25 protein-coding genes are annotated in these 25,241 nt (G+C 41.5%); 20 read left to right on the forward strand and 5 right to left on the reverse strand.

Going from position 1 to position 25,241, the window contains the following annotated elements; genetic code table 11:
- Positions 1–48: 48 nt before the first annotated feature.
- The 3 genes from H70737_RS14835 to H70737_RS14845 all read left to right on the forward strand — a co-directional run bounded on the left by H70737_RS14835 (position 49) and on the right by H70737_RS14845 (position 3,428).
- Positions 49–1,401, forward strand: coding sequence for an MATE family efflux transporter (locus tag H70737_RS14835; RefSeq protein WP_042188396.1), 1,353 nt, complete (start codon positions 49–51; stop codon positions 1,399–1,401).
- A 76-nt stretch (positions 1,402–1,477) separates the two neighbouring features.
- The gene (locus H70737_RS14840) at positions 1,478–2,356 is read left to right on the forward strand and encodes a LysR family transcriptional regulator (RefSeq protein ID WP_042188397.1); all 879 of its coding nucleotides are present in this window, start codon (positions 1,478–1,480) and stop codon (positions 2,354–2,356) included.
- Between the two features lie 172 nt (positions 2,357–2,528).
- On the forward strand, positions 2,529–3,428 hold the full coding sequence (locus H70737_RS14845; RefSeq protein WP_042188398.1) for an NAD-dependent epimerase/dehydratase family protein: 900 nt from the start codon (positions 2,529–2,531) through the stop codon (positions 3,426–3,428).
- A gap of 138 nt (positions 3,429–3,566) precedes the next feature.
- Here the strand turns inward: H70737_RS14845 and H70737_RS14850 are convergent, their stop codons facing one another.
- Positions 3,567–4,544: a biotin--[acetyl-CoA-carboxylase] ligase gene (locus H70737_RS14850; RefSeq protein ID WP_042188399.1), complete on the reverse strand. Its 978-nt coding sequence runs from the start codon at positions 4,542–4,544 to the stop codon at positions 3,567–3,569.
- Positions 4,545–4,791: 247 nt separating this feature from the next.
- Here H70737_RS14850 and H70737_RS14855 point away from each other — a divergent pair, with 247 nt between their 5' ends.
- The 8 genes from H70737_RS14855 to treR all read left to right on the forward strand — a co-directional run bounded on the left by H70737_RS14855 (position 4,792) and on the right by treR (position 15,230).
- Complete coding sequence (locus tag H70737_RS14855; protein WP_042188400.1) at positions 4,792–5,343, forward strand: biotin transporter BioY; 552 nt, start codon at positions 4,792–4,794, stop codon at positions 5,341–5,343.
- Between the two features lie 120 nt (positions 5,344–5,463).
- Positions 5,464–6,897, forward strand: a complete 1,434-nt coding sequence (locus H70737_RS14860) for an AcpB/EbpR/MafR family transcriptional regulator (RefSeq protein ID WP_042188401.1) — start codon at positions 5,464–5,466, stop codon at positions 6,895–6,897.
- Positions 6,898–7,058: 161 nt separating this feature from the next.
- Entirely contained in the window at positions 7,059–7,766 is a 708-nt protein-coding gene (gene deoD / locus H70737_RS14865) for a purine-nucleoside phosphorylase (protein ID WP_042188402.1), read from the forward strand.
- A gap of 3 nt (positions 7,767–7,769) precedes the next feature.
- The gene (locus H70737_RS14870; protein WP_231573270.1) at positions 7,770–9,116 is read left to right on the forward strand and encodes a purine/pyrimidine permease; all 1,347 of its coding nucleotides are present in this window, start codon (positions 7,770–7,772) and stop codon (positions 9,114–9,116) included.
- Between the two features lie 15 nt (positions 9,117–9,131).
- Entirely contained in the window at positions 9,132–10,313 is a 1,182-nt protein-coding gene (locus H70737_RS14875) for a NupC/NupG family nucleoside CNT transporter (RefSeq protein ID WP_042188403.1), read from the forward strand.
- Positions 10,314–10,623: 310 nt separating this feature from the next.
- Positions 10,624–12,327 carry an alpha,alpha-phosphotrehalase gene (gene treC, locus H70737_RS14880; protein ID WP_042188404.1) on the forward strand — a complete coding sequence of 568 codons (1,704 nt, stop codon included), beginning with the start codon at positions 10,624–10,626 and terminating at the stop codon, positions 12,325–12,327.
- Positions 12,328–12,377: 50 nt separating this feature from the next.
- On the forward strand, positions 12,378–14,348 hold the full coding sequence (treP, locus tag H70737_RS14885; protein WP_042188405.1) for a PTS system trehalose-specific EIIBC component: 1,971 nt from the start codon (positions 12,378–12,380) through the stop codon (positions 14,346–14,348).
- A gap of 162 nt (positions 14,349–14,510) precedes the next feature.
- Entirely contained in the window at positions 14,511–15,230 is a 720-nt protein-coding gene (treR, locus tag H70737_RS14890) for a trehalose operon repressor (protein WP_042188406.1), read from the forward strand.
- Positions 15,231–15,330: 100 nt separating this feature from the next.
- Here the strand turns inward: treR and H70737_RS14895 are convergent, their stop codons facing one another.
- From H70737_RS14895 to H70737_RS14905, 3 genes are all read right to left on the reverse strand, one after another.
- Positions 15,331–16,065, reverse strand: coding sequence for an IclR family transcriptional regulator (locus tag H70737_RS14895; RefSeq protein WP_042188407.1), 735 nt, complete (start codon positions 16,063–16,065; stop codon positions 15,331–15,333).
- Positions 16,066–16,354: 289 nt separating this feature from the next.
- Positions 16,355–16,813 carry a heme-binding protein gene (locus tag H70737_RS14900; RefSeq protein WP_042188408.1) on the reverse strand — a complete coding sequence of 153 codons (459 nt, stop codon included), beginning with the start codon at positions 16,811–16,813 and terminating at the stop codon, positions 16,355–16,357.
- On the reverse strand, positions 16,814–18,007 hold the full coding sequence (locus H70737_RS14905) for an MFS transporter (protein ID WP_042188409.1): 1,194 nt from the start codon (positions 18,005–18,007) through the stop codon (positions 16,814–16,816).
- 239 nt (positions 18,008–18,246) lie between these two features.
- Between H70737_RS14905 and H70737_RS14910 the strand changes: the two genes are divergently transcribed.
- The 4 genes from H70737_RS14910 (at position 18,247) to H70737_RS30340 (ending at position 19,642) form a co-directional block, all read left to right on the forward strand.
- Positions 18,247–18,516 (forward strand): hypothetical protein, encoded by a 270-nt coding sequence (locus H70737_RS14910; protein WP_052404299.1) that lies wholly within the window; start codon positions 18,247–18,249, stop codon positions 18,514–18,516.
- Between the two features lie 71 nt (positions 18,517–18,587).
- Positions 18,588–18,776, forward strand: a complete 189-nt coding sequence (locus tag H70737_RS14915) for a hypothetical protein (RefSeq protein ID WP_042188410.1) — start codon at positions 18,588–18,590, stop codon at positions 18,774–18,776.
- A 423-nt stretch (positions 18,777–19,199) separates the two neighbouring features.
- Entirely contained in the window at positions 19,200–19,265 is a 66-nt protein-coding gene (locus H70737_RS31235) for a hypothetical protein (protein WP_231573487.1), read from the forward strand.
- Between the two features lie 38 nt (positions 19,266–19,303).
- Positions 19,304–19,642 (forward strand): YncE family protein, encoded by a 339-nt coding sequence (locus tag H70737_RS30340; protein WP_231573271.1) that lies wholly within the window; start codon positions 19,304–19,306, stop codon positions 19,640–19,642.
- 186 nt (positions 19,643–19,828) lie between these two features.
- Here the strand turns inward: H70737_RS30340 and H70737_RS14925 are convergent, their stop codons facing one another.
- Entirely contained in the window at positions 19,829–20,494 is a 666-nt protein-coding gene (locus H70737_RS14925; protein WP_042188411.1) for a helix-turn-helix transcriptional regulator, read from the reverse strand.
- Between the two features lie 528 nt (positions 20,495–21,022).
- Between H70737_RS14925 and H70737_RS14930 the strand changes: the two genes are divergently transcribed.
- The 5 genes from H70737_RS14930 to H70737_RS14950 all read left to right on the forward strand — a co-directional run bounded on the left by H70737_RS14930 (position 21,023) and on the right by H70737_RS14950 (position 25,236).
- A complete protein-coding gene (locus H70737_RS14930) occupies positions 21,023–21,382 on the forward strand; it encodes a HesB/IscA family protein (RefSeq protein ID WP_427471628.1) in 360 nt (119 codons plus the stop codon).
- A 23-nt stretch (positions 21,383–21,405) separates the two neighbouring features.
- Positions 21,406–21,690, forward strand: a complete 285-nt coding sequence (locus H70737_RS14935) for a HesB/YadR/YfhF family protein (protein ID WP_042188412.1) — start codon at positions 21,406–21,408, stop codon at positions 21,688–21,690.
- Between the two features lie 144 nt (positions 21,691–21,834).
- The gene (locus tag H70737_RS14940) at positions 21,835–22,641 is read left to right on the forward strand and encodes a helix-turn-helix domain-containing protein (protein ID WP_042188414.1); all 807 of its coding nucleotides are present in this window, start codon (positions 21,835–21,837) and stop codon (positions 22,639–22,641) included.
- A 216-nt stretch (positions 22,642–22,857) separates the two neighbouring features.
- A complete protein-coding gene (locus tag H70737_RS14945) occupies positions 22,858–24,162 on the forward strand; it encodes an NtaA/DmoA family FMN-dependent monooxygenase (RefSeq protein ID WP_042188415.1) in 1,305 nt (434 codons plus the stop codon).
- A 27-nt stretch (positions 24,163–24,189) separates the two neighbouring features.
- On the forward strand, positions 24,190–25,236 hold the full coding sequence (locus tag H70737_RS14950; protein ID WP_042193944.1) for an NAD(P)/FAD-dependent oxidoreductase: 1,047 nt from the start codon (positions 24,190–24,192) through the stop codon (positions 25,234–25,236).
- The last annotated feature ends 5 nt before the right edge of the window (positions 25,237–25,241 follow it).

The following is a 25,241-nucleotide window of genomic DNA, read 5'->3' on the forward strand; positions in this document are numbered from 1 at the left end:
ATTCTAAGTAATTTGAATACTAAATAGATGAAGGAAGTGGTGACCCACATGGATGCAGAAAACCTCCATTACTTTGAAAAAGCACCCATCTCAAAAGCCGTAGCTCACTTCGGTATACCGATGATGTTAGGCATGTCAATGAGTGTCATATATTCCATCTTGAATGCCTATTTCCTTGGCACACTGGGCAATACGGCTATGTTAACCGCACTTGCACTAACCTTGCCGTTATTCGCGATCATTATGGCGCTAGGAAATTTGATTGGCATGGGCAGTGGTACATTCATCTCCCGCTTGCTAGGGGAGAAAAAATATGATGATGTTAAGCATGTATCTTCATTCGCTTTTTACAGCAGTTTAGTTATCGGTCTTATCGTGATGGCTGTTGGCCTCCCGTTGATTGATCCAATTGTTCATGGTCTGGGAGCGACGCCCGACTCCTTCGGATTTACTAAGGACTATGTAACGATTATGTTTATCGGCTCACCATTCGTTGTATTATGCTTCACATTGGAGAATATCGTGCGCTCGGAAGGTTCAGCAATCACATCGATGATCGGGATGATTCTAAGTGTTGTCGTGAATATTATTCTCGATGCGCTAGTTATCTTCGTCTTCCATTGGGACGTGATTGGCGTTGCGACTGCTACGGTCATCTCTAACTTGGTTGCGAGTGCATTCTACGCCTACCATTTGGGTTATAAAAGCCAATTCTTAACTGTCTCTTTTAAATGGTTCAAAGCTACCAAGGATATACTAAGCAATGTATTCAAAATTGGAATCCCTGTCTTTATTATGAGCATCTTCTTGGGTGCAATGTCACTCGTGTTGAACCATTTTCTTGTCGAATATGGAGATCAAGCCATAGCGGGGTTCGGAATTTCATCACGTTTATTACAATTACCTGAGTGTATTCTGATGGGATTATGCGAAGGTGTCGTGCCGCTCATTGCCTTCTCTTTTACAGCAAATAAATTACGCATGAAGCATACTATCGGATTCACGATCAAAGCGATAATAGCTTTAGCTGTCGTGTTCGGCGTTATCGTCTATCTGATTTCCGACCACTTAATTGGCTTATTTACGAATGACCCGCAATTAATTGAAATGGGCAGCTACATTCTGCATGTGACATTCTTATCCTTGTTCATTACAGGAATGACTTCGTTGTTTACCGGGATCTTCCAAGCTACAGCGCAAGGAACTGCTGCATTTATAATGTCAATTATTCAAGGAGTTACTCTGATTCCTGTGTTGTATATAGCCAATCGAATGAATGGTTTCCATGGTGTGGTCTGGTCGCTCGTCATTTCGGATGCCGTTGCGTTCCTTGTTGGTGCCATCATGCTGTATGTTCTGCGGAACAAGATGCAGCCGGATTTAAATGCTTTAGCACAGTAGAATACAGAGTCTTAAGTTGATATATTAAGTTCATCTTCTAATATAAATTTTACAGTATAAAGGTGGAGCCTAGAGTATGGTTGATTTTGAATGGTATAGAAGCTTTTGCACAATATATAAGTATCAATCGATTTCTGAAGCCGCAAAAATCCGCATGATGACGCAGCCAGCCATGAGTCAGCACTTAGCCGCCTTGGAGGCGGAGGTGGGAGAAACTTTATTTATTCGGTCGACTAGAAAAATCACCCCAACAGAGCGGGGAAAGGAGTTATATTCCCAGCTCGCTCCACTTATAGAATCATTAGAGAATACGACAATGAGCTTTAAATCGGCTTCTTTGCCTACTCTGAGTGTGATCAAGCTGGGAGCTGCGCATGAGTTTTTTAGTGAAAAAATACTGCCACAACTTACTGATTTTAATACTTGCACCATTTCGCATTTTGGAACCTCCGAGCAATTGCTAGAGCTCCTGAAGGAAGACAAGCTAGACATTCTCATTATGTCAAAAAGGTTCCAAACTCCCGGTATTGAGTATTTGAAATTAATGGATGAAGAGTTTGTTATAGTAGCTCCAAGCAATTATGAAATCCTTGAATTTGATAATCTGAAGCTTGAAGAGCAATGGCTCTCTGAACAGAAATGGATCAGCTATGGCTTGGAATTACCGATAATAAGAAGAATTTGGAGAGAACATTTTAAGAAACGTCCTGAAATTAGACCTATTCATATCATTCCTAATTTACACATGATCCTGAAGGCAGTTGAGCTCGGGGTGGGCTTGAGTGTCATACCTACATACCTCTTGCGAAACTCGTTAAAAGAAGGCAAATCAAAAGTTATTTTTAAGCATTTAAAAGTAAAAAACGAGTTATATATCGCTTATCAGTTAAAGAATAAGCATTTGCCTCTGATTCATGAGATCATATCTATCCTAAGAGAAAAGAAGATGGATTAGCTAGTATTATTTATAAAATAATTTATGAATAAATGGTTATTTCATAATTTGTTTTATTTATGTTTTGGAGCTTACAATAAAGAAGCAGCAAAATTAATAAATAATTGAGACTGGCACCACACTTTGTCGAATGGACAAGCATCAACAGCATAGATGAGGAGGAAATATTATTATGAAAGTGTTTATCACAGGAGCTTCAGGCTATATCGGCGGGTCGGTGGCTAAAGGTTTAATTGATGCCGGGCATACTGTCTTCGGTCTGATTCGCAATCCCGATAAGGTGGAAGCATTAAGGGATATTGGTATAGAGCCTATACTCGGCACGTTGGAAGATACGGATACGCTAACGAAATATGCTAAGCTCAGCGATGCAGTAATTCACACAGCCGATTCAGATCATTTGCTGGCAGTTGAAACTTTTATAGCTGCTCTACGTGGAAGTGGAAAACCATTTTTGCATACATCGGGTTCAAGTGTGGTAGGGGATGATGCCCGTGGCGAAACGGCGAGCGAACAAATTTTTGACGAGGAAACACCATTTGTGCCTATGGATATTAGAGAAAACCGCGTAGCGATCAACAACCTCGTACGCAAGGCTGGAATTGAGGATTGGGTGAGAAGTATCGTGATAGTCCCATCTATGATTTATGGTGATGCACTAGCGTTGCCTGTGGAAAGCGATCAATTGCCGCAAATTATTCGCAAGTCGAGAGAGCTACAGGCAGGCGTTCACGTAGGTAAAGGCGTAAATCGCTGGTCTAATGTCCACATCAAAGATTTGGTACAACTGTATGTATTGGCACTCGAAAAAGCACCGTCTGCATCGTATTTCTTTGCCGAAAATGGGGAGGAATCTTATGGGGACATCGCCAAATCTGTCAGCGAGGCGTTAGGCTTTGGGGGCAAGACCATAAGCTGGCCCGCAGACGAAGCGATAGCAGAACTTGGAGACTGGGCGCGTTTTGCTATCGCCTCGAACAGCCGTGTGCGTGCCACCCATGCAAGAAATCTACTTGCTTGGGCTCCGAAGGAAGAGTCGCTGCTTAGCTGGATAAAAAATAATTTGCAATAATAAACCACTGAAAAATGATTTCTCCATGTTTAAATTTGAAGATTACCATGAATAACATATACGCAAAAGAAGCCGCCTACTAGGTGGCTTCTTTTGCGAAAAACGTCATAAGCTAGCCTATCTTAAAAAGAACAATAGCTAAATTTTAACGCTGACTTCTCCATTTGAAAGATATTCCTCGTCACCATTTTCATATCTGACTTTCAGATGGCAATCGTTATCGATATCAATGGCTGTTGCCTTAAGCTGTTCATTATTCTTTATCACTGTTACGGGTTTACCAAGTGAAATTAACCGTTTTCTATATTCGGAAAGAAACAATCTGTCCGTTAATTGCTCATAATATCCCATGAAATTGTTCAGTACTTCTGCTACCAGTCGGTTGCGGAGATCACCATAAGAACTGTTTTCAGAAATTACAGTTGTTGCAATCTCAGTAAGGTCGTTAGGAAAGCCGTCGGAAGGTAGCGCTACATTGATACCAATACCAAGAGCGGCATAATCAAGCCAGCCGTTTTCCAGCGACACGGATGCTTCGGTAAGGATCCCGCATACCTTTTTTCCCTCCATAAAAACATCATTCACCCATTTAATCTGCGTTTCTTTACCGGATACGCTCTCGATGGAAAGGGCGACTGCAACAGCGGCGCAAGTAGTCAGCAGAGCGGAATCTGTTGCTGACAGCTTGGGACGCAGCAGGATACTCATATAGATACCCGTTCCTGGTGGAGAAAAGAATTTTCGGCCCATTCTCCCGCGTCCAGCGGTCTGTTCTTCGGAAAGGATCACCTTACCCTCAGCTTCTCCATTTGAGGCAAGACTTTTTACTGCTTCATTCGTTGAAGATAGTGTCTTAAAGACTTCTAAACGTAACTTTTGCCCCTGGGTATCCAGATATTTTGAAATTGCACTTGCAGATAGGATATCTGTTTGAGGTGACATGGAATATCCTTTATTAGTTACAGCTTGTATGGAATATCCGTCAGTCTGTAACGATTTTATGGCTTTCCAGACAGCGCTGCGCGTCACGGATAACTGAACGGCTATTTCCTCGCCAGAAAAGTATTCACCCTTATTACTGTCGAGCAAGGCAAGAATATGTTCTTTTACTGTCATGAACTTAAACCTCCAAAAGTATAACTCTCCGACCAAAACCCATTGAATATAATAACATCCAACGATTGCGACTGAATACTCTAATTCTATATAACAATTGGAAAAACTCAAGCTTGGTATTTCATTCTATTGTGAACTATAAATTAATTTTTGGTTTACAATCATGAATATCTCCATTATAATTCAGCTTACTGGACGTATTTACTAACCAGAATACAATTATTTATATCCAATGGAGGTCAATTTTTTGAAGACAAAAGAACTTATTTATGCTGCATTATTCGCAGCACTTATCGCGGTGCTGGGCATGATTCCACCCATCCCCCTCGGCTTCATCCCCGTTCCGATCACTGCCCAGACGCTTGGCGTCATGTTAGCTGGATGTTTTCTGGGGAAACGGATGGGCGCCCTCAGTCTAGTCATTTTCATCGTTCTGGTAGCCATTGGACTGCCTGTACTGACTGGTGGCCGCGGCGGAATCGCAGTGCTCATTGGTCCTTCTGCAGGATACATATTTAGCTTCCCTATCGCGGCCGGCCTTATCGGCTGGTATTCTGAAAAAATCTGGCCGAAGGTCCGAACTTGGAAGCTGATAGCGATCAACATAATCTTTGGTGTATTACTAGTGAGTCTGATTGGTGCACCAGTCATGGCATTAATAACCAATACGTCGATCTGGGCTGGACTTGTCGGAGCGTTAGCCTTTCTTCCGGGGGACATCATCAAAGCCGTTATAGCAGCCGTCATAACGATGCAGCTGAAAGCAATTAGCCCTATTGAAGAAAAAACACAAATATAAAGTGATTTAAAACTCGGGTAAATGAAACCCGAGTTTTTTTATTGAAAAATAATATGGTTATAGATGTGAATTTGTTTATACTATAAAAATTAAAATGAAATTGAAATAGGGTGGATAACAATGGATAAGGGATTTAATTTAGCTAGCCAACTATTAACGCTGCTTGATACAGAACAAAGATGGTTTACCTTAGCCGAAGTAGAAAAAAGTTTAGGGATCTCAGATAAGACAATACGGAAGATGGTGGAGGAAATCAGTAAGCAACTACCCTCTACTGTAACCATTGAAGTTTCTAGAGGTAAGGGAATCGTTCTTCTACGTGATGGGCAAAGTACGATAAGTGAAGTGATTTCTTCTATGTTCAGACAAACCATTTTTTATCGGCTGATGCATTTATTGTTTACGAATGCTGGTCAAATGTCTGTGGAGGAGCTTTCTGAAGCCATGTTTATGAGTACCTCGTCTTTGAAGAAGCTAATTGTAGAATTAAATAATAATGATCTAAAAGCGTATAAGTTACGCATTAGTTACTCTACACCTGTGATCAAAGGGAATGAAATGAATATTCGATATTTTTATTGGAATTTATATTGTGATGCGTATGAGTTTACAGGATGGCCCTTTGCGAATATCGATTTTGCTTATATAAATCAGTTGATCACAAATATAGAGATTGAGAATAACATTGTATATTTTATCAATTCCAAAAGGAAATTGTCCTTTTTGTTGGCAATTGTAATAGAAAGAGCTGGGAAAGGAAATTGTGTAACCATCGACGAAAATGCATACCCCTGGGAAAAGGGAATGTTTTATATACCAGTGAGAGCCATAGCAGAGCGTCTTGAAGAAAAGCTGTCCATCGAATTTCCAAAGAGTGAAATATTCTTTATGCAATCCATGGTTAGTCTCAGCCAATATCATTATTATGAAGGGTCAGAGATCACTCCGATTAAAGAAGTCGAATTACACAAGAATAAAGAAGAATATCAAATGGGGAATCTGCTTCTAATGTTGTTGGCAAAGGTATACCCGAACTTGGATATGCATGAACGATTTATCTTGGAGATTTACGGGTTCTTTGACAAGTTATTAATCGAAAATGCCATTCCGGAATGGATGATGATTTCGAAAAGTCATTTAACAACATATGTAGAGCAGGAGTGCCAGCAGATTTATCAAGAAATGCAAACCTGTATGCAAACGTGGAATAAAACTTACCCTTCCGTTCTCTTCAATAATTTTCATTTAACAAAACTAACCTTAATTGTCCGCTCGAGTTTACGTTATAAGAGTAAGAGGGCTTTCTTAGTGATCGGGGAGGAATTTTCAATTCGTCATTACATAGCAGATTTGATAAAGAAGGAAATAGGGGATCAGTTGATCCTTAATACCTCCATTATGAAAGGGCTAACCGACGAGATCATGCAGCAAAATAATATTGATCTTGTCATTAGTAATATCCCGGTTGCACTAAAGACCGTGCCTGTTGTTATTATTTCTACGATCCCTTCTAAAAGAGATTTGGACAATATCCGTAAAGAATTGCTTTTATAATTTGACCAATTATTTTCCGTTACCTACGTAAGTTTTTGGTCTAGTTTGTAATGTTAAAAAACCTTATGCTCAATCTAGTTTCGAAACTGATTTTACTTGAGGCCAAGTGGAAAGCGATTTCGGTAAACCTCAGTTTACTATTAGAAGTTGGAGGAAGAACTATGAGTAGGCATTTAGGTGCAAATAAGGGAGAAATAGCAGAGCGCGTTTTGCTCCCAGGAGATCCTTTACGTGCAAAATTTGTAGCAGAACACTTTTTAGAGGGGGCTAATTGTTATAACGAAGTAAGAGGGATGTATGGATACACTGGATTATATAAGGGTGTACCGGTGTCGGTTCAGGGGACAGGGATGGGAAATCCATCGATGAGTATCTATGCTACAGAATTGATCGTCGATTATGAAGTTAAGAAATTGATTCGCATTGGTACATGTGGTGCGATGCAAAGTGAAATTAATATCCGCGATATTATAATAGCCCAAGCGGTGTCTTCAGACAGTAATATGACGGAGAAGATCTTTCATGGTTGTAATTTTGCACCTACAGCAGATTTTTCATTGTTAATGAAAGCGTATCAACAAGCACAAGCTAAAAATGCAAATGTTTTTGTTGGTAACATTTATAATTCTGATGAATTTTATCGTGAAAATTTAGATCGACTTCACAAGTTTATGGATTTTGGTGTATTAGCAGTAGAAATGGAAAGTACAGCCCTATACACTTTAGCCGCTAAATATGGTGTAAAAGCGTTATCGATTTTAACAGTCGGCAGTCAATTGCTAAGACAGGAACACCTGACTCATAAAGAAAGTGAACAATCTTTTTATGAAATGGTCGAAATAGCCCTTAACACAGTCATTGATGGCTGATTTATGGATAAGAGCAGTGTTGTTAGAAAAGAGAGTGAGAAAGAAATGAAGGTAATACTGTCAGGATTGCAGTGGATGATTTTTATGATCGCTGGTGCAATTGCTGCACCCATTGCTATCGCAGATTTATATAACTTAACACCCATAGAGACTTCCGGGCTTATCCAGAGCACAATGATTACTTTAGGGATAGCTGGATTTTTACAAGACCTGATGGGTCATAAATTCCCTATCCATGAAGGTCCGGCAGGGTTATGGTGGAGCATTTTTACGATTTACGCAAGTTTAGTGGGGGGGCTTTATTCTTCTAACAATGGTGCTTTACAAGCTTTAAGTGGGGCAATGATCATTAGCGGTGTGTTATTTATCCTAATTTCAGCATTTAAGCTAATGGATAAAATCGCTCGTCTATTTACTCCCACCATCACTTTTATTTATTTACTTTTATTGATCTTTCAATTAAGTGGATCTTTTATGAAAGGGATGATGGGGATTACCATAGCCCACACCACGTTAGATGTTAAAGTATTCATCCTTAGTGTGATTGTGGTTTGCATTACCTTTTGGTTAGGAAAAAGTCGCTTTGTAGTACTCAGCCAGTTTTCAATCATTTTCAGTATATTGATAGGCTGCCTATTATTTATTATCTGCGGTAATATACCAGTGTTTTCTCATGCGGATACTCTATTTAAGCTTCCGAAAATATTCCCATTTGGCAGACCTCAATTCGATGCTGGGACAATCACTACTGCATTTTTATTAACGCTGTTATTAATAACCAATGCAGTTGCGTCGATCCGTTTGATGGAGACCGTTATGAAACAAAAGCAAGTGGATCATCATCGTTATTTGCGCGCCGGGTTTACTTCTGGAATTACGCATCTTATTAGTGGCGGTTTAGGAGCGGTCGGTTCTGTCCCTATCTCGGGAGCGGCGGGATATGTTGAACAAACAGGGATGAAGGAGCGCAGATCATTTTTAATTGGATGTTGCTTTGTGATCTCAATATCCTTATTTCCGCCAATGATGAATGTTATATCAGCGATTCCAGCTCCCATAGGCTATTCCGTTACCTTCGTCATTTTTGTGAAGATGGTCGGACTAGCGCTAAAGGAATTGAAGAAGGTCATTCATGAAGAACGAACATTTATCGTTAGTGGAATTTCCCTTTTAGTGGGTGTGGGATTAATGTTTATCCCTTCATCAGCTACGGCCCATTTATCTCCGATCGTGATAGCCATTTTAAATAATGGATTAATATGCGGAAGTCTGTTGGCGATTATTTTGGAACAAGGGTTAATGTGGAAAGATGCATTTCGATATGAGGATTCCAAGAAAATTAACCGATAATTTGGAGGGCTAAAAATGCATTATCTAATTTCTATTGCTGGTTTGGTTATTGTTCTATTACTGGCATGGCTAGGAAGTAACAATAAGAAAAAGATTAAATATCGACCAATCATTGTAATGATTGCTATTCAGATCGGTTTGGGATTAATTATACTAAAAACAAGTATAGGTGAATTCTTAATTAAAGGGTTTGCCGATAGTTTTGCAAAATTACTTGGATACGCCAATGAAGGGACTGACTTTGTTTTTGGTGGGATTGCAAATGAAGGGGCCCATACATTTTTCCTTTATGTTTTGATGCCAATAGTTTTTATGTCGGCATTAATTGGGATATTGCAGCATTACAAAATTCTCCCGTTCATTATCAAGTATATTGGTTTGGTACTAAGTAAAATTAATGGCATGGGCAAATTGGAGTCTTATAATGCAGTTGCAGCCGCAATTGTAGGACAAAATGAAGTGTTTATTTCGGTGAAAAACCAGCTTGGATTATTACCAAAACATCGCTTATATACATTATGTGCGTCTGCAATGTCGACGGTATCCATGTCAATTGTTGGTTCATATATGACGATGCTAGAACCTCGGTATGTTGTAGCTGCATTGATATTAAACCTATTTGGTGGATTCATCATTTCATCCATCATTAATCCGTATGAAGTTACACCTGAAGAAGATATTGTTGAAGTTCAGGTAGAAGAAAAACAAACGTTTTTTGAAATGCTAGGCGAATATATTATGGATGGCTTTAAAGTAGCCATAGTAGTTGGTGTAATGTTGGTTGGTTTCGTTGGGATCATTGCATTAATTAACGGGGTCTTCAGCGGAGTATTCGGTATCTCGTTTCAAGGAATTTTAGGGTATGTCTTTGCACCCATTGCCTTTCTTATCGGTGTCCCATGGCATGAAGCTGTTGATGCAGGCAGTATCATGGCGACAAAGCTTGTTGCGAATGAATTCGTTGCTATGCTTGACTTTGTTAAGATCCAAGATGGTTTAAGTGGGCGTACTACAGCCATTGTCTCGGTTTTTCTAATCTCATTTGCTAACTTTGGGTCCATTGGTACCATTGTGGGTGCAGTGAAAGGCTTAAATGAAAAACAAGGGAATATTGTGGCTCGATTTGGATTGAAACTGTTATTTGGCGCCACACTTGTAAGCGTTTTATCCGCTCTGATCATCGGTATCATTTTTTAGTTAAACTTAGCGGATTTTCGTCATCGTTATGAATTCTGCACAAGACATCTTTGTATATAAAAAGCCGCTTACTTAGCGGCTTTTTTTGTTGTGATTATAGAACAATTATTAAGATAGGAAATAGTAATAAGAATAATTGATTATCAAATGGGTTAATTAAAGAAGAACCGCCAGTGTTTATTCTTTTTCCGAGTCAGATAGCAAAAGTATTGACAACCTGTATATACAGGTTTAAACTGTGTGAAGTGTTTGAACTTGTATATACAGGTTTAATATTTGACATAAAGTAATTCTTTTGGAGGTGTTCAACTTGAGTCAGTCCCAGTATTCGGAGTGGTGGCGCCGGTCCACGGTGTATCAGGTGTACCCGAAGAGCTTTAAGGACACTACAGGCAACGGAACAGGAGATATTAAAGGACTTATTGAAAAATTAGATTATTTGCAGCAGCTTGGAATTGATATTGTCTGGTTACAGCCGGTCTATGTCTCGCCACAACATGATAACGGTTACGATGTTGCGGATTATGAAAATATCAACCCGGATTTTGGTACGATGGAGGATTTCGAAGAGTTAGTACAGGAACTGCACAGACGTGAAATGAAGCTAATGATCGATATCGTGGTTAACCATACTTCAACAGAACATGAGTGGTTCAAACAGTCCATTTCAAGCAGGAACAATTCCTATCGTGATTACTACATCTGGAAGGACCCGGCTCCGGACGGTGGCTTACCCAACAATTGGCAGTCGAAGTTCGGAGGTCCTGCCTGGCAGTTTGATGAAGCTTCGGGACAATATTTTCTTACTCTCTTCGATAAAACCCAGGCCGATCTGAATTGGGAGAACGAGAAGGTACGTAGAGCAGTGAATGATATGATGCTATTCTGGGCTAAAAAGGGTGTCGACGGCTTCCGCATGGATGTAATTAATTTAATCTCCAAGGATCAACGCTTCCCTAACGATGACGGGAGTGTTCCACCGGGGGATGGACGCAAGTTCTATACTGACGGTCCACGGGTTCATGAATACATCAAAGCGATGTACGAAGAGGTATTTGGTCCGTATGAGATGGTGACGGTCGGAGAGATGTCCTCAACTACATTGGAGCATTGCATCCGATACTCGAGTCCTAAAGAGCGAGAATTTTCTATGACTTTCAATTTTCATCATTTAAAAGTTGATTATCCGAATGGACAGAAGTGGGAGCTAATGCCCTATGATTTTGAGGCGATGAAAGGCTTGTTCACAGAGTGGCAGACCGGAATGCAGAAAGGTCGGGGCTGGAACGCATTATTTTTTAACAATCACGATCAACCGCGTGCCCTCTCCAGATTCACTGATGATAAGGTCTACCGTATAGAGAGTGCCAAGCTGCTTGCAACAACTCTGCATGGCCTTCAGGGAACACCTTATGTGTATCAGGGGGAAGAAATCGGGATGCCAAATCCGGTATGGAAGAGCATCGATGAGTTCCGTGACATTGAGTCACTGAATATGTACCGTATTTTGTGTGAACAAGGGAAAAGCCCTGAGACTGCCCTGAGTATTCTTCAGGAACGTTCACGGGACAATTCCCGTACGCCGATGCAGTGGGATGACAGCCGAAATGCCGGATTCACCACAGGTACTCCATGGCTGAAAGTTGATGAGCGGTATTCGGACATCAATGTGCAGAAGGAGCTAGCCAATCCCGATTCCATCTTCCATCATTACCGCAAGCTGATTGCACTACGCAAGGAGTATGGGATATTCATTGAAGGTGTATTCAAGAGACTCGATGATGGTCATCCTGAAGTGTTCGCTTACGCCAGAACAGGTGATGGAGAGGCGCTTGTAGTGGTCTCGAACTTCAGCAGTAAAGAGATTACCTTCCGCTTTGAAGATAGTCACTGGGCAGAGTTATCATCAAGTGGTAAAGACGAGCTTCTGATTGGAAATACAACAGAAACACCTGAATTAACACAAGAGCTTCAGCTTAGTCCTTATGCTTCCTACATGTGGTTAATCCGCTAACGAGGTGTACTTGAGAAGGAGCACAAATCAATTATGTAAGGAGTGAAAATATGGCTATAGACCGCAAAAATGTTGAGGATATTGTACGGGCAGTTGGGGGCAAGGAGAATATAGAGGTTGCGACACATTGTGTAACCCGGCTGAGATTCTCGCTGTATGATGAGAGCAAGGTGGATTCGGAAGCCTTGGACCGCAACGAACTAGTAAAGGGACAATTTTCTAGCCAGGGGCAGTTTCAGATCGTTATCGGACCGGGAACTGTAGATAAAGTATACGATGAAATGATTCAGATCACTGGCGGTTCTCGTTCTTCCAAAGATGAAGTGAAATCCGCTGCTGCCCGAAAACATAATCCGCTGCAGCGTGCGATCAAGACGCTGGCTGATATATTTATTCCTATTCTTCCGGCTATCGTAACCGCAGGTTTGCTGCTTGGGATCAATAATATTTTGACCGGGCCTGGTATCTTCTTTGATAATCAGTCGCTGGTGGATGTCTATCCCGCATGGAAAGACATTGCTGCGATTATTAATACGATTGCCAGCACAGCTTTTACCTTTTTACCAGCACTTATCGGTTGGGCAGCTGTTACACGTTTCGGCGGCAGTCCTCTGCTCGGGATCGTTTTGGGTCTCATTCTCGTGCACCCAGATCTATTAAGTGCCTATAACTATGCAAGTGCTTCCACTGAGGGTACTGTTCCAACCTGGAATTTGTTCGGCTGGCATTTGGAGAAGATCGGTTATCAGGGACAAGTATTGCCAGTGCTGGTTTCGGCCTACATTCTAGCGAGGCTGGAGAAGTTCCTCAACCGCCGGGTGCATGATTCCATTAAACTGCTGGTTGTTGCGCCAGTGACTCTACTGATTACCGGTTTTCTGGCCTTCACCATTATCGGTCCGGTTACGTTTGGCATTGCCAATGCCATCACCTCCGGCCTGATCTTTGTATTTGATCATTTTGCGCTTCTTGGTGGCTTGATTTACGGCGGATTCTATGCGCTTCTGGTCATCACCGGTATGCATCATACCTTCTTGGCGGTTGATGTGCAGCTCATCGGCAGCGAGGGCGGCACTTTCCTCTGGCCGATGTTAGCGTTATCCAATATTGCACAAGGTGCCGCGGCACTGGCAATGATGTTCGTAGTCAGAGAACAGAAGGCAAAAGGCTTGGCGGCTACATCTTCCGTCTCTGCATTCCTCGGTGTGACGGAGCCGGCGATCTTCGGAGTGAATATCCGCTATCGTTATCCTTTCATCTTCGGGATGATCGGCTCAGGGATTGCCGGTATGCTTCTTACCGTTAATCAGGTTCGCGCTTCTTCCATTGGCGTAGGCGGGATTCCCGGCTTCCTTTCGATATTCCCGAACCAGTGGGGCGTGTTCTTCATTGGTATGCTTATTGTTCTCATTGTGCCATTTGTCGCCACTGTACTCTACGGCCGTTCTGTGGTTGGGCGTTCCGAAAAGAACTCAGCTACAAATGCTACTAGTACTGTGAGCGAGACAGACAATTTGAACAGCCGCCCTACATTTCAAGAGTCACAGGACTCCGTGAATATTCTGGAGCTTATCTCTCCGCTCAGTGGAACTGCAGTATCTCTAGAACAGGTGCCTGATCCTGCCTTTGCAGAGAAGCAGATGGGCGAAGGCATTGCAATCGAACCTTCTGAGGGTAAAGTATATGCACCCTTTGATGCTACAGTAGCTCATGTGATCAAGAGCAAACATGCGCTTATATTGGAGCATGCCAGTGGTGTACAAGTACTCATCCACGTTGGGATTAATACGGTGTCGCTTAAAGGCAGTGGTTTTACCACCCATAAGAATATTGGCGACAAGGTGCAGGCAGGCGAGCTTCTGCTAGAATTTGATATGGAAGCTATCCGCGCAGCAGGTTACCCTTTGATTACTCCTATCATCATTCCTGCAGGTCAGGATATGGTGGAGAAGATTGAGGAGAAGACTGGACCAGCTGCAGCTAGACAATCTAGCATCTTGACTATTCATCTCAAGGGTTGATACAGGCTATATTGGCAAAGACTTTATATTACAGAAAGACAGCCCCTGGGGGCTGTTTTTCTGTAAATATAAGAATTCATATGTCCACGCTATAAATTTCCCTCCAATTGAATCGATGCTTCCATAGGCATGACGTGATACAATAAAGGGCGGTGATCAAAATTGAGAGAAAATAAATATTTGCAAATTTATAATGAGTACAGCAACCAAATTCTTTCTGGACAACTGCTGCCGGGAACCAAACTGCCCTCTGAAAGTGAACTTGCTGAAGCTTACAGCACTTCACGAGAGACCGTTCGCAAAGCGCTGAACCTGCTGTTCCGTGAAGGATACATTCACAAAATTAAGGGCAGAGGCTCCTTTGTGCTTGATATGACGAGAATGGATTTCCCCGTTACCGGTCTGATTTCATTTAAAGAGATGGCCGATACATTGGGTACTGCCTCGCGGACACTGGTAGAGCGGACGATAAGTGAGCCGGCAGGCTCCGCGCTCGCCAGACACCTACAGATTCCGCCTGAAACCCTGGTTTGGAAAGTTATTCGTGCCAGAGAGATTGAAGGCGATCGGATCATTTTGGATAAGGATTATTTCCGGGCGGATATTGTTCCATTCCTAAGCGAGGAAATCGCGGAAGGCTCACTCTATGATTATCTGGAGCAGGAGTTGGGTCTTAAAATTAGTTATGCGAAGAAGCTGATATCCGTTGAGCCTTCTACTGAGGAGGATCATAGACTGCTTGATTTGAAGAGTTACACGCATATTGTAGTAGTACGAAACTATGTTTATTTGGAGAACACGGTGCTTTTCCAATATACCGAGTCCAGGCATCGACTGGATAAATTTCAGTTCGTTGATTTTGCTCGAAGAGTGAAACGTTAAGCTAAGCTTAAAGAGGGGTGTCCCAGTTTGGGATACTCCTTTTTTTCGCGTCAGATGGTGTTATTGGTGTGAATTATTGAAATTTGAATAGTTGAGCGTGTCAAAGTTGACTGGAAATCTGTGCACTGCATTCCTTCAATATTTTACTTACCGCACGGTCTCTCTTTCGGTTCAATCGTGCAGCAGGGCCGGATATAGCCAATGCAGCGATCACTTTACTATTATAAAATATAGGTGCAGCAACGCAGCGTAAACCCACTTCTGTTTCTTCATCATCAATGGCGTATCCTTGTTGACGGATTACATTAAGATGCTCTTTTAATAAATGGTTGTCGTCAAAAGTTTGCTTTGTTGCTTTGTACTGGGTAAGATGTGTAAGCATTTCTTTTAGTTGTTCATCACTTAGATGCGCCAGGATTACTTTTCCAAAGGCACTGAGATGGGCATAAGCAGAATCACCTACGTGTGTATGGCTACGGATGGCATGATTGCTCTCCACCACTTGTACTGTCATGACTTTCATACCATCTAAAATCCCAATATATGCGGTTTCGCCAAGTTCATTCGCTAATTGATGCAGGGATGGAACAACTAACCAATTAAGTCGAGTGTTAGCAGATGATGAATGGTGCCCCTTTAATTCAGAAGCTTTGTACGTGTGACCTTCTTTTTGAATAAAACCTGTCAATTCCAGCGTATAAAGCAGACGAAAAGTTGTTGACTTATTAAGGTTAAACCGGTGCATAATCTCAGTCAATCTCATGGGTTCACCTTGCTGCAGAGCGTCTAGAATGAGTAGACCTTTTTTTAGGGTTGCAACCTCATATTGATCCATTGATTCACCTCAAAACTATAATTGAATTATTGGCATACAAATAAAAACATTTAATTCCATTTTAGCTTATATAAAGTAACATTATACTGGTTAGTTCTTTCGCCAGAGAACCTCAACGCATTTCAATGAATTAGTCTGTTCTACAAAGGGGTTATTTGGGAAACACAAAGATTACATCGAAAATGGCTCTTGATGAACTATTATGAATGAAAATGAGAGGGGTTGAGCTTTACGCCTAACCCTCTCATTTATATTAAAGTAGTTATGGTCATGACCATAACTATGACACTTATTCGCCTTTTAAAAACAGGTGAATGCCCTCAACTGCATAAGCATGATCTAACTCGCCGGTCAAACCCCCGACTGTTACGGACCCGACAACGCCAACACCTTTGACACGGATGGGAATAGAACCACCCACTGCTTGATACTCTGACGTGGAAAGCAGGGAGTGTTCTGTGTGAGAAGCACCACTTTGGATAAAGCGTTGCTCAATGTAGGCAGAACTTCGGTTATAATGATCAACGATCCGTTTTTTGCGAAATAACCATTCGTAGTTTTCTTCCGAAGTACCATCCATTAGATGCGTAAACACGGGAACTCGGTTACGTTCAATATGCACGGCTACCGCTACTTTGTTATCTTGGGCACACTGCACAATTCGGTTGCCAATAGCGAGTGCATCTTGATGGCTAAAACTTGTGAATTCCAATTCCTTCTCTAATAGGTCTAATGCTTTTAAATCCATTTATCCTCTCTCCTCAACATAAAGATTCTGTTTCTTATCCATTTTGTAGTTTATAGCTGCGAGTAAAAAAGCCAATCCAGCCATAATTGAACCGATCCAGGCCGTATCCATAATATACAAATGGTCTACTGCAAGCCCACCTAGTGTAGAACCAGCAGCTATCCCAATATTAAATGCAGAGATGTTTAATGCAGAGGCGACATCCTTAGCAGAAGGTACCAGCTTTTCTGCAAGCATTAGAATGTAAGCCTGTACGCCGGAAGACATCATAAAAGCGAAGAAGCCCATTAATATAAGGGATAAAATGGTGAACGTCTTGTTGGGTAGCAGCCATATTTGCAACAGCAGAGCAATGCCCTGAAACAGGAATACAAATCGGAGCGACTTTACAGGATGTCCATTTGCTAATTTCCCTCCAATAATATTCCCAAATGCCACAGCAACTCCGTAAACCAACAGCAGCCATGAAATAGACGAGGCTGAGTATCCGCTAATCTCTTTAAGGATAGGAGAGATATACGTAAATAAGGCGAAGGTTCCGCCGAAACCCAGTACTGTCATTAGCAGTGCAGCGATGATACGTGGGTTGGCAATCAGACTACCAACATCTCTAAGGCTCGGTGAGTGAATTGAACGCGGAATTTTTTCCACGGCAATAATAGTGACAAACAAAGCTATTAGTCCTAATACAGCAACCACCGCAAATGACATCCGCCATCCAAATTCCTGACCGATATATGTCCCAAGGGGAACACCTAGAATGGTAGCGACGGTTAACCCGGTGAACATGATGGAGATGGCGGTGCCTTTTTTGTTAGTAGGGACCATATCTGCGGCCACTGTAGCTGCAACAGCGAAAAACACACCATGTGCAACAGCTGTAATTATCCTTGCTAAGAGCAAAATGGAATAGGTAGAAGCTAATGCTGCCAGAGCGTTCCCTGCAGTGAATACGATCATGAGGAACAGTAGATATCCTTTTTTAGGAAATTCACCTGTAATAACAACGATGATCGGGGTTCCAATAGCAAGGGCAATTGCATACCCAGACACCAGAGTCCCAGCTTGCGTAACCGATATGCCAAGATCTGAAGCTACCTCTTGCAGAATACCAACAATAACAAATTCTGTTGTTCCAATGGCAAAAGCACTTAGTGCAAGTGACATTAGTGCTATTAGGATTTTTGAATTCATACTTTCACCTCCTTTATGTAGGTCAATATTAAGAGAGAACTTGAATAAGCTCAAATAAAGAGAGAAAGTTTCTATAAAAGAAACTTTTCTCTCGGTGGATACAATGATATTACCAATTAGAGTATCGAATGGTGGTCTTTTTATTGAATGGAGCAATTATAAAATTGTCATCGACCTCCAATGTCTAGAGTTATTTATGTGGTAAAATTAGGATAAGTGAATCTTGGGAGGCGAGTAAATTGAGTCTAGATCTTGTGATGATTATTTTTCTACTGTTCTTAAATATTCCAGTATATAAAGTATTGTTTCGCGTGTTCTTTGTGGATAATGATGATTATAACGAAACGATCAGACATACTTTTACACCTAACATCGTTTCATTATTCCGAGGAGAGTATTGGAAGGATAGAATGAATACGGCAAGACTTCAGTTTTTTATTATTCTTTGCGTTGGGATCGTTGTTTTAGAATACCTTGTTTTGAATAAAGTTATTGAAATTCTTGCATAAGCACCGCTCTATTATGGAAAACTTCTGTAGTGCGAATAAACTGCATGATTCCATTTTGGGAGGATAGCATTATGACAAATCAGGATCCGCAGGAGCTTCTTAAGAGTAAACACAAGCTAGATGAGCAGAAAAGGCAGTTCACAAATTTTGCCCGAAGTGCTTCCGGTCATGGTGAAGTAGAAGCAGGCCAGGAATTCAGTAATGACCGAGTGCCTGACGATCAAAACCGCATGAAATCTGTTGAGAACAGACAAGATTGACCTTAAAAGCTATTAAATAAGCCGATCCTTTTCTGGATCGGCTTATTTAATAATTATTACGTTGTAAGGTGTTGTTTCAATAGGTATCGGATGCTAGAGTTTTCTTGCTTTAATTTCAGAAGTTACAGGAAGTATTTTTGTTTTTTTTGAAAAATCGCTTTTATCGTCCCGCGACTACATAAGTTATCATCAGATTGCTCAATCATTTGCTCAATGACAAATCCCACTTTAGTGAGTGCATTCACATAGGCTGATAATTTACTATCGGATCCGATTATGTTAGCGTACTTTCGTCAAGAGATACTGAATACCAAGATTCATCGAAATAACAATTTTTAAAAACTAGAATTTCATTTTCTGTATAGACACACAGGCTCCGTTAAACGCATTTATGTTTCCAATTTCAATAGCAATGATGTTTCTGTGATCAACGGAGTAACAGGTGCGGTGATAGTAGTCATCCCTGTAGGCGTGAATCCTCCGGGGTAGCCATAAACCCGTTAACCAATCGTATTTATGTTGCTAATTTGAACAGCGACAACGTATCCGTTATCGACGGAGCGACCAATACTGTGCTGGCCACCGTTCCTGCCGGGGATGGAGCAGGTGCAGTCGCGGTCAATACCTCTACAAATGCTATCTATGTTGCCAACTTTAATGATAATACTGTTACTGTCATTGACGGATTAACAAACACTGTGGTGACTACCATTATTCCCGCCGGCGGTTCTCCTTTTCCAACGGGAATAGGTGTGAGTTCCTTAAACAATTCTATTTATGTAGCTGAATTAGGCATCTTCTTTTTACTTTTTAAGAAGCGTGAGAAGTTACCTTTGTATGTAATCGTGCGATGGTGGCATTACTAACTATGTGTATAGGGGGAGATAGGCTGTGAGCTTGTAGATTTTCAAGGTATTGGGAATGGACTAGTGTATTCGATAATCTGAAAAAATTAGCTACTTCCCATAAATCTCATAGGCGGCTGGTTCTTTCATCCGTCGCACCGCCAGTTTTAAGATCGAGGGACAAGAACATAGTCCCTTTAAAAGTCGTTAAAATGGCAGCTTATTTTGCCTAACCGTATATACACAGTTTCTTCCTCCCGCTAAAATGTACTCCCCTCGTTCAATATGAACATTATTTCCTAGAACAGTTTTAAATAGATGCAACTCATTCTTACATAACCCGGTACACACAGCAGCAGCTTCACAGATCGGGCAATGTTTCTCAATGAATAAAAGACTGCCATCTTCCTGCTCCTTAACCTCGGCCATATAACCTTCATTTGTTCGAATCTCGGCCAGCTTCTCCAGTTTCTCTCTAACGTCTGTTGTATCACCAAGATGCTGAAGATATTGTTCTTGCATATTCTTATTTCGAACAGCCAGCAGCTTGTCCAGCCCCTCATTTCCGAAAGCTTCTTTCATAGAATTGATCAAACTGACGGATAAATCCGAATATCCGCTTGGAAAAAACCGATCGGCCGCGGGTGTTAAGATCCATAGCTTGGTGGGTCGACCCATGGGACGGGACTCTTCTTTGTTAGTTACCAACCCTTCTTCTTTCAGCGCATTCAAATGTTGACGAATAGCCATTCCAGATAGCGAAAACTGGGAGGAGAGTGCCATAACATCCATTCCCCCTTGCTGCTTTAACAGATCAATGATCGCTCTTCGGGTCTTGGTTGAGACATCTTTTTTGGTATGAATTCGGCTCAAGGTGCACCTCCTTTTGAAGCAACTAAATCTACATCACAGACTACATTTTAAACAAAAATGTTGACAAAGTCAAAGCTGAACTGTAGCTTAGACATTATAAACAAAAATGTTTACTAAGTATCCGGATACGATGTATACATACCAATTTTCTTGGAGGTCACATTTCATGCGTCTAATCATCAAAGCATTTTCAGCCCACGTTATTTTGTACTATCCATAGGTATTATTATGTCAGTGATGGCCATTGGATTCGAAGGTCTGTGTAACCACCATTGCCTCTTCAAGTGTTGTAGATTTGAACAGCCTTAGCATGTATTAAGTACGTATCTGCTTGTGTAGATTATCGGGACTCTGGTCGTCGGTCGAATCATAGATAGAAGAGGATCTGCAGTACCGTACACTATCGCACTTCTTTTGTTTATCGTTGGGCTGATCGCTGCCTCAACATCAGACGATACATATACCAAGATAGGAACGGGTATCCAATCTTTAGGTTTGAAAAACAAATAACCGAAGGAGGAGTTCACAATGATCATCGAGGTCAGTGATAAGGCATCAGAAAAAATCACCGAAATCTTATTAAGTGCGAATATCCGAAATCCATTTCTTAGAGTGGGTGTTGATGAAGGGGGATGCAGTGGATTATCCTACACCCTAGTCGTAGATGAACAGCAGGCAGAAGAGGACATTGTATTAAATAAAAAGGATTTTAGTATTTTGGTTCACCCGAATAGTATTCCATATATTGACGGGCTTGAAATTGACTATGAAGAGAGTGGAATGGTAGGCGGATTCACTATGAATAACCCTAATGCAAAAGCTTCATGTGGATGCGGAGCCAGTTTCAGAATGGCCAATTATCGTGGCGAAATAAAAAAATGTGATTAAACAGCAGAAAGGAGAGAAGAGGAATGATATCATTTGCAGTTTCCGAAAAAGCATTGGATTCATTTAAGAATGAATGGGATTTGGAAGAGGGTCAATATGTAAGAATTTATGCAAAATATGCCGGTGGAGGCTCAGATGCTTTCAATGTTGGAATAAATGCAAGTGCTACACCGATCGATCCAGCATGGGTTCAATCCATTGGTGGATTTCATTTCTTTGTTGAAAACACTGATGTTTGGATTTTACAGGATGAACTTCTTCAAATTGATTGTAATGAAGACGGCATATTTTCAACCAAAATCTCCTGAGCATCTTCTTGGGTGCAATGTACAGTAGAATATCTACTACACTTCTAGCAATTTTGCACACTATTGTCTATACTATTTTAAATAAATATCAGAATTGGATCTGATTTTAAAAGAAGCATGGTGCTAGGAAGCAGGTGCAGAACATTGATAAATTTGGACAAATTAGCAAAGGCATTTACTAAAGGTGTCTATGATATAGAAGATAGAAGCAGATTAGTTATCCAGCCCAAAAGTTTATTAAGTGAATTTACCACCGTTAAGCATGGATTTCTGTTTATCATTCGCGGGGGAGCCAGAATACGTGTGAATGGAACCGTATATGAATTACGGCCAGGGTCAGTTTTTCATGCGGCTCCAGGTATGCAAATGGATTCGCAGGTTATAGGACAATCAGAGCTTGAGTATTACTCCCTTTTTTATAAATTGGATATGCCAGAAGAAATGAATTGTACTACCGAATTTGACTCTCATTTCAAGCTGGAGCCAGGAGCCAATCTAAAAATTATTGAATTACTAATCATGCTTCATCAGAATACTCATCCATCCGGAGAGATTGGAAAGCTGCGTATCAAAGAGCTGTTCTTAAGCCTAATGCATCAGGTTCTGATTGCTTGCAGTTACAGAGAGAACGACAGTTCACCGAATCAAAGGATGGTAGACGAAGCCCTCGCATACATTAAACTCCATTATATGAATTCACTTACACTCGGTGAGTTAGCGGAACGGCATGCAATGAGTACGAACCGCTTCTCTTACTTCTTTCACAAATACACGGGGCTGCGCCCAATCGACTATGTCGTTAATTATCGTATGGAACGAGCTTGTGACTTACTCAAAGCAGGCAATTTTCCTATCCACGAGATTGCGGACCGTGTCGGTTATGACAATCCGCTGTATTTCAGCCGATTATTTAAAAAGAAATTCGGTGTTTCTCCATCTGCCTATAGATAATTAGATAATATACATATCGAGTTTCTTATACTTGAATTAAGTCTGTAGCTACTGGTGATAAACCAGAAGTGCAGATTTTTTTTATTTAGATTAAATAATGATGCATGTAGAATTTGAGATTTGTACATTTGAATTCATTTAAATTTTTGATAAACTCACCCTTGTAACTGAGAATCATTATCAGTAAATTGATTTATAAATGAAAGGCTGGTAGATATGACAGGAAACAGACAATTATGTATTGGGTTGTCCTTAAATGCAACCTGGATGAAAGGAGACGGCTGGCGGCACCCGGATAGCGGAGTCGAAAAGATGGGGTCTATCGAATATTATATTGATTTGGCAAAAATGGCGGAGAATTCTAAGCTCGATTTTCTATTCAGGGCTGATTATCTGTATGTTAGCCCGCAGATGTTAGGGGATTCCTCTAATTTCGGCAGCCCGGACCCTGCATTGTTTTTTGCAGCGATAGCCCGTGAAACCGAACGGATCGGACTAGTGACGACGATTTCTACCACTTTTAATCCGCCTTATGTTGTAGCAAGACAGCTTCAGTCTTTACACTGGCTGAGCAATGGACGTGCTGGCTGGAATATTGTCACATCTATTGAAGGCGCCGATAATTTCAGCGATTCACCTATGCCTTCACCGGAAGAGAGATATGCCAAGGCAAAAGAGTTCACGGATGTTGTATGCAAGCTGTGGGAGAGTTTTCCGAATGAAGCGATTGTTATCGACCGTCAGTCGGGTATGTTCTCGGATAAGGATAAAGTAACTGCTATAAATCATTCCGGTGAATTTTTCAGTGTAAAAGGACCGCTTACTTTGCCTGCTCACAGGTCAGGAACGCCTCCGCTATTTCAAGCCGGCGCTTCGGATATTGGACGGAATTTCGCTTCTTCCATTGCAGATGCTATTTTTGCAGCAATGCCGGATATCGAATCAGGAGTGGAGCTAAGAAATGATCTGAGAAAAAGAGCGGCAGAGCAGGGACGTGATCCGGATGCCATCAGAGTTTTGCCGGGCTTATATTTTTTTCTGGCTGATACGCGTGAAGAAGCGCTTGAATTACATAAGACCGCACATGCGAATTTAAGTCTTGAGCGCAGACATGCTTCGCTTAAATCGGTGTTAGGTCTTGATTTAACCGGTTATTCCATAGATAGGCGCGTAACTGCCGATATGTTACCCGATCCAAATCAGGCCGTCCGCAGTCGGACACATGCCGAACTATTGCGGCGGTATATTATCAAAAACCAGCCTACAGTGAAAGAGATCCTGGACAGGCCGGAGGTTGTCGGATCTGCTCATTGGGTATCTGTCGGGACAGTCGAGGATGTACTGAACGATATTATTGAGCGGTTTGAAGCGGGGGCTATGGATGGCTTCATCGCCTTGCCGGGCGGTTCAGAACAATCTATGGAACTGTTTTTTGAGAAGCTGGTACCGAAGCTGGTTGAGAGAGGCTTGTTTCGAAGTGAATATACGGGGTGCACTTTTCGTGAGCATCTAGGGATATAAAAAAAAGAGAGTTGAGGCGATTGAATGATGCATGAAGAGGAAATGTTTGATGTTACAATTATTGGCGGCGGTCCGGCCGGATTATTTGCTGCATTTTATAGTGGACTCCGCGAAATGAAGACCAAAATCATTGAATTTCAGCCTGTACTTGGCGGCAAGGTGCATGTCTATCCGGAAAAGATGATATGGGATGTGGGAGGCTTACAACCTATTCTTGGCTCGCAGCTTATTGAACAAATGGTTGCGCAAGGGATGACGTTCCAGCCGGATGTTGCTTTTAATGAAAAGGTCACATCCATCTCGAAAGATGAAGCAGGTTACTTTATATTGCACACGGCCGCAAACCGGAAGCATTTCACTAGAACTGTAATATTGGCCATTGGAGGAGGCATTCTGAAGCCGATCAAGCTTGAAATCGAGGGTGTCGAAAGATTTGAAATCACAAATTTGCATTATACGGTGAAGTCACTTGCCCGCTTCAAAGAGAAGACTATTCTAATATCGGGTGGCGGACATTCTGCTGTTGACTGGGCGAACGAACTGGCCCCGATTGCCAAGAAGGTGTATTTAACGTACCGGAAAGAGAACTTAAAGGGGCATGAAGCCGATATTTCACGCTTGGCGAACAATGACGTAGTGTGCTTGTTAAATACTTCAATCGAAAAATTGATTGCCACACCGGATCACGAAAGAATAGGGACAGTACTGCTAAAAAGCAATGACAACGGAGAAGCATTTGAGCTGTCCGTTGATGAGGTCATCATTAATCACGGCTATGAACGCGACAAGGAACTACTGGTGAACAGTGAAATTAAAATTGATCTGTGGGAACATCGGATTTCAGGATCAGCAATGAGCGGGACATCCGTGCCGGGTATTTATGCGGCAGGTGATGTTCTGCATCATGAAGGTAAGCTGCACCTGATAGCGGGAGCGTTCCAGGATTCTGCCAATGCAGTAAACCAGGCCAAACAATACATCACGCCAGAGGCAAATTCGACCGGGATGGTGTCTTCGCACAATGACCTGTTCATACAGAAAAACCGTGATTTAATGAAGCATTTATACAGATAGTAATG

Origin of the sequence: Paenibacillus sp. FSL H7-0737, from assembly GCF_000758545.1 — a bacterium.
In the GTDB taxonomy this organism is placed as follows: Bacteria; Bacillota; Bacilli; order Paenibacillales; family Paenibacillaceae; genus Paenibacillus_AQ.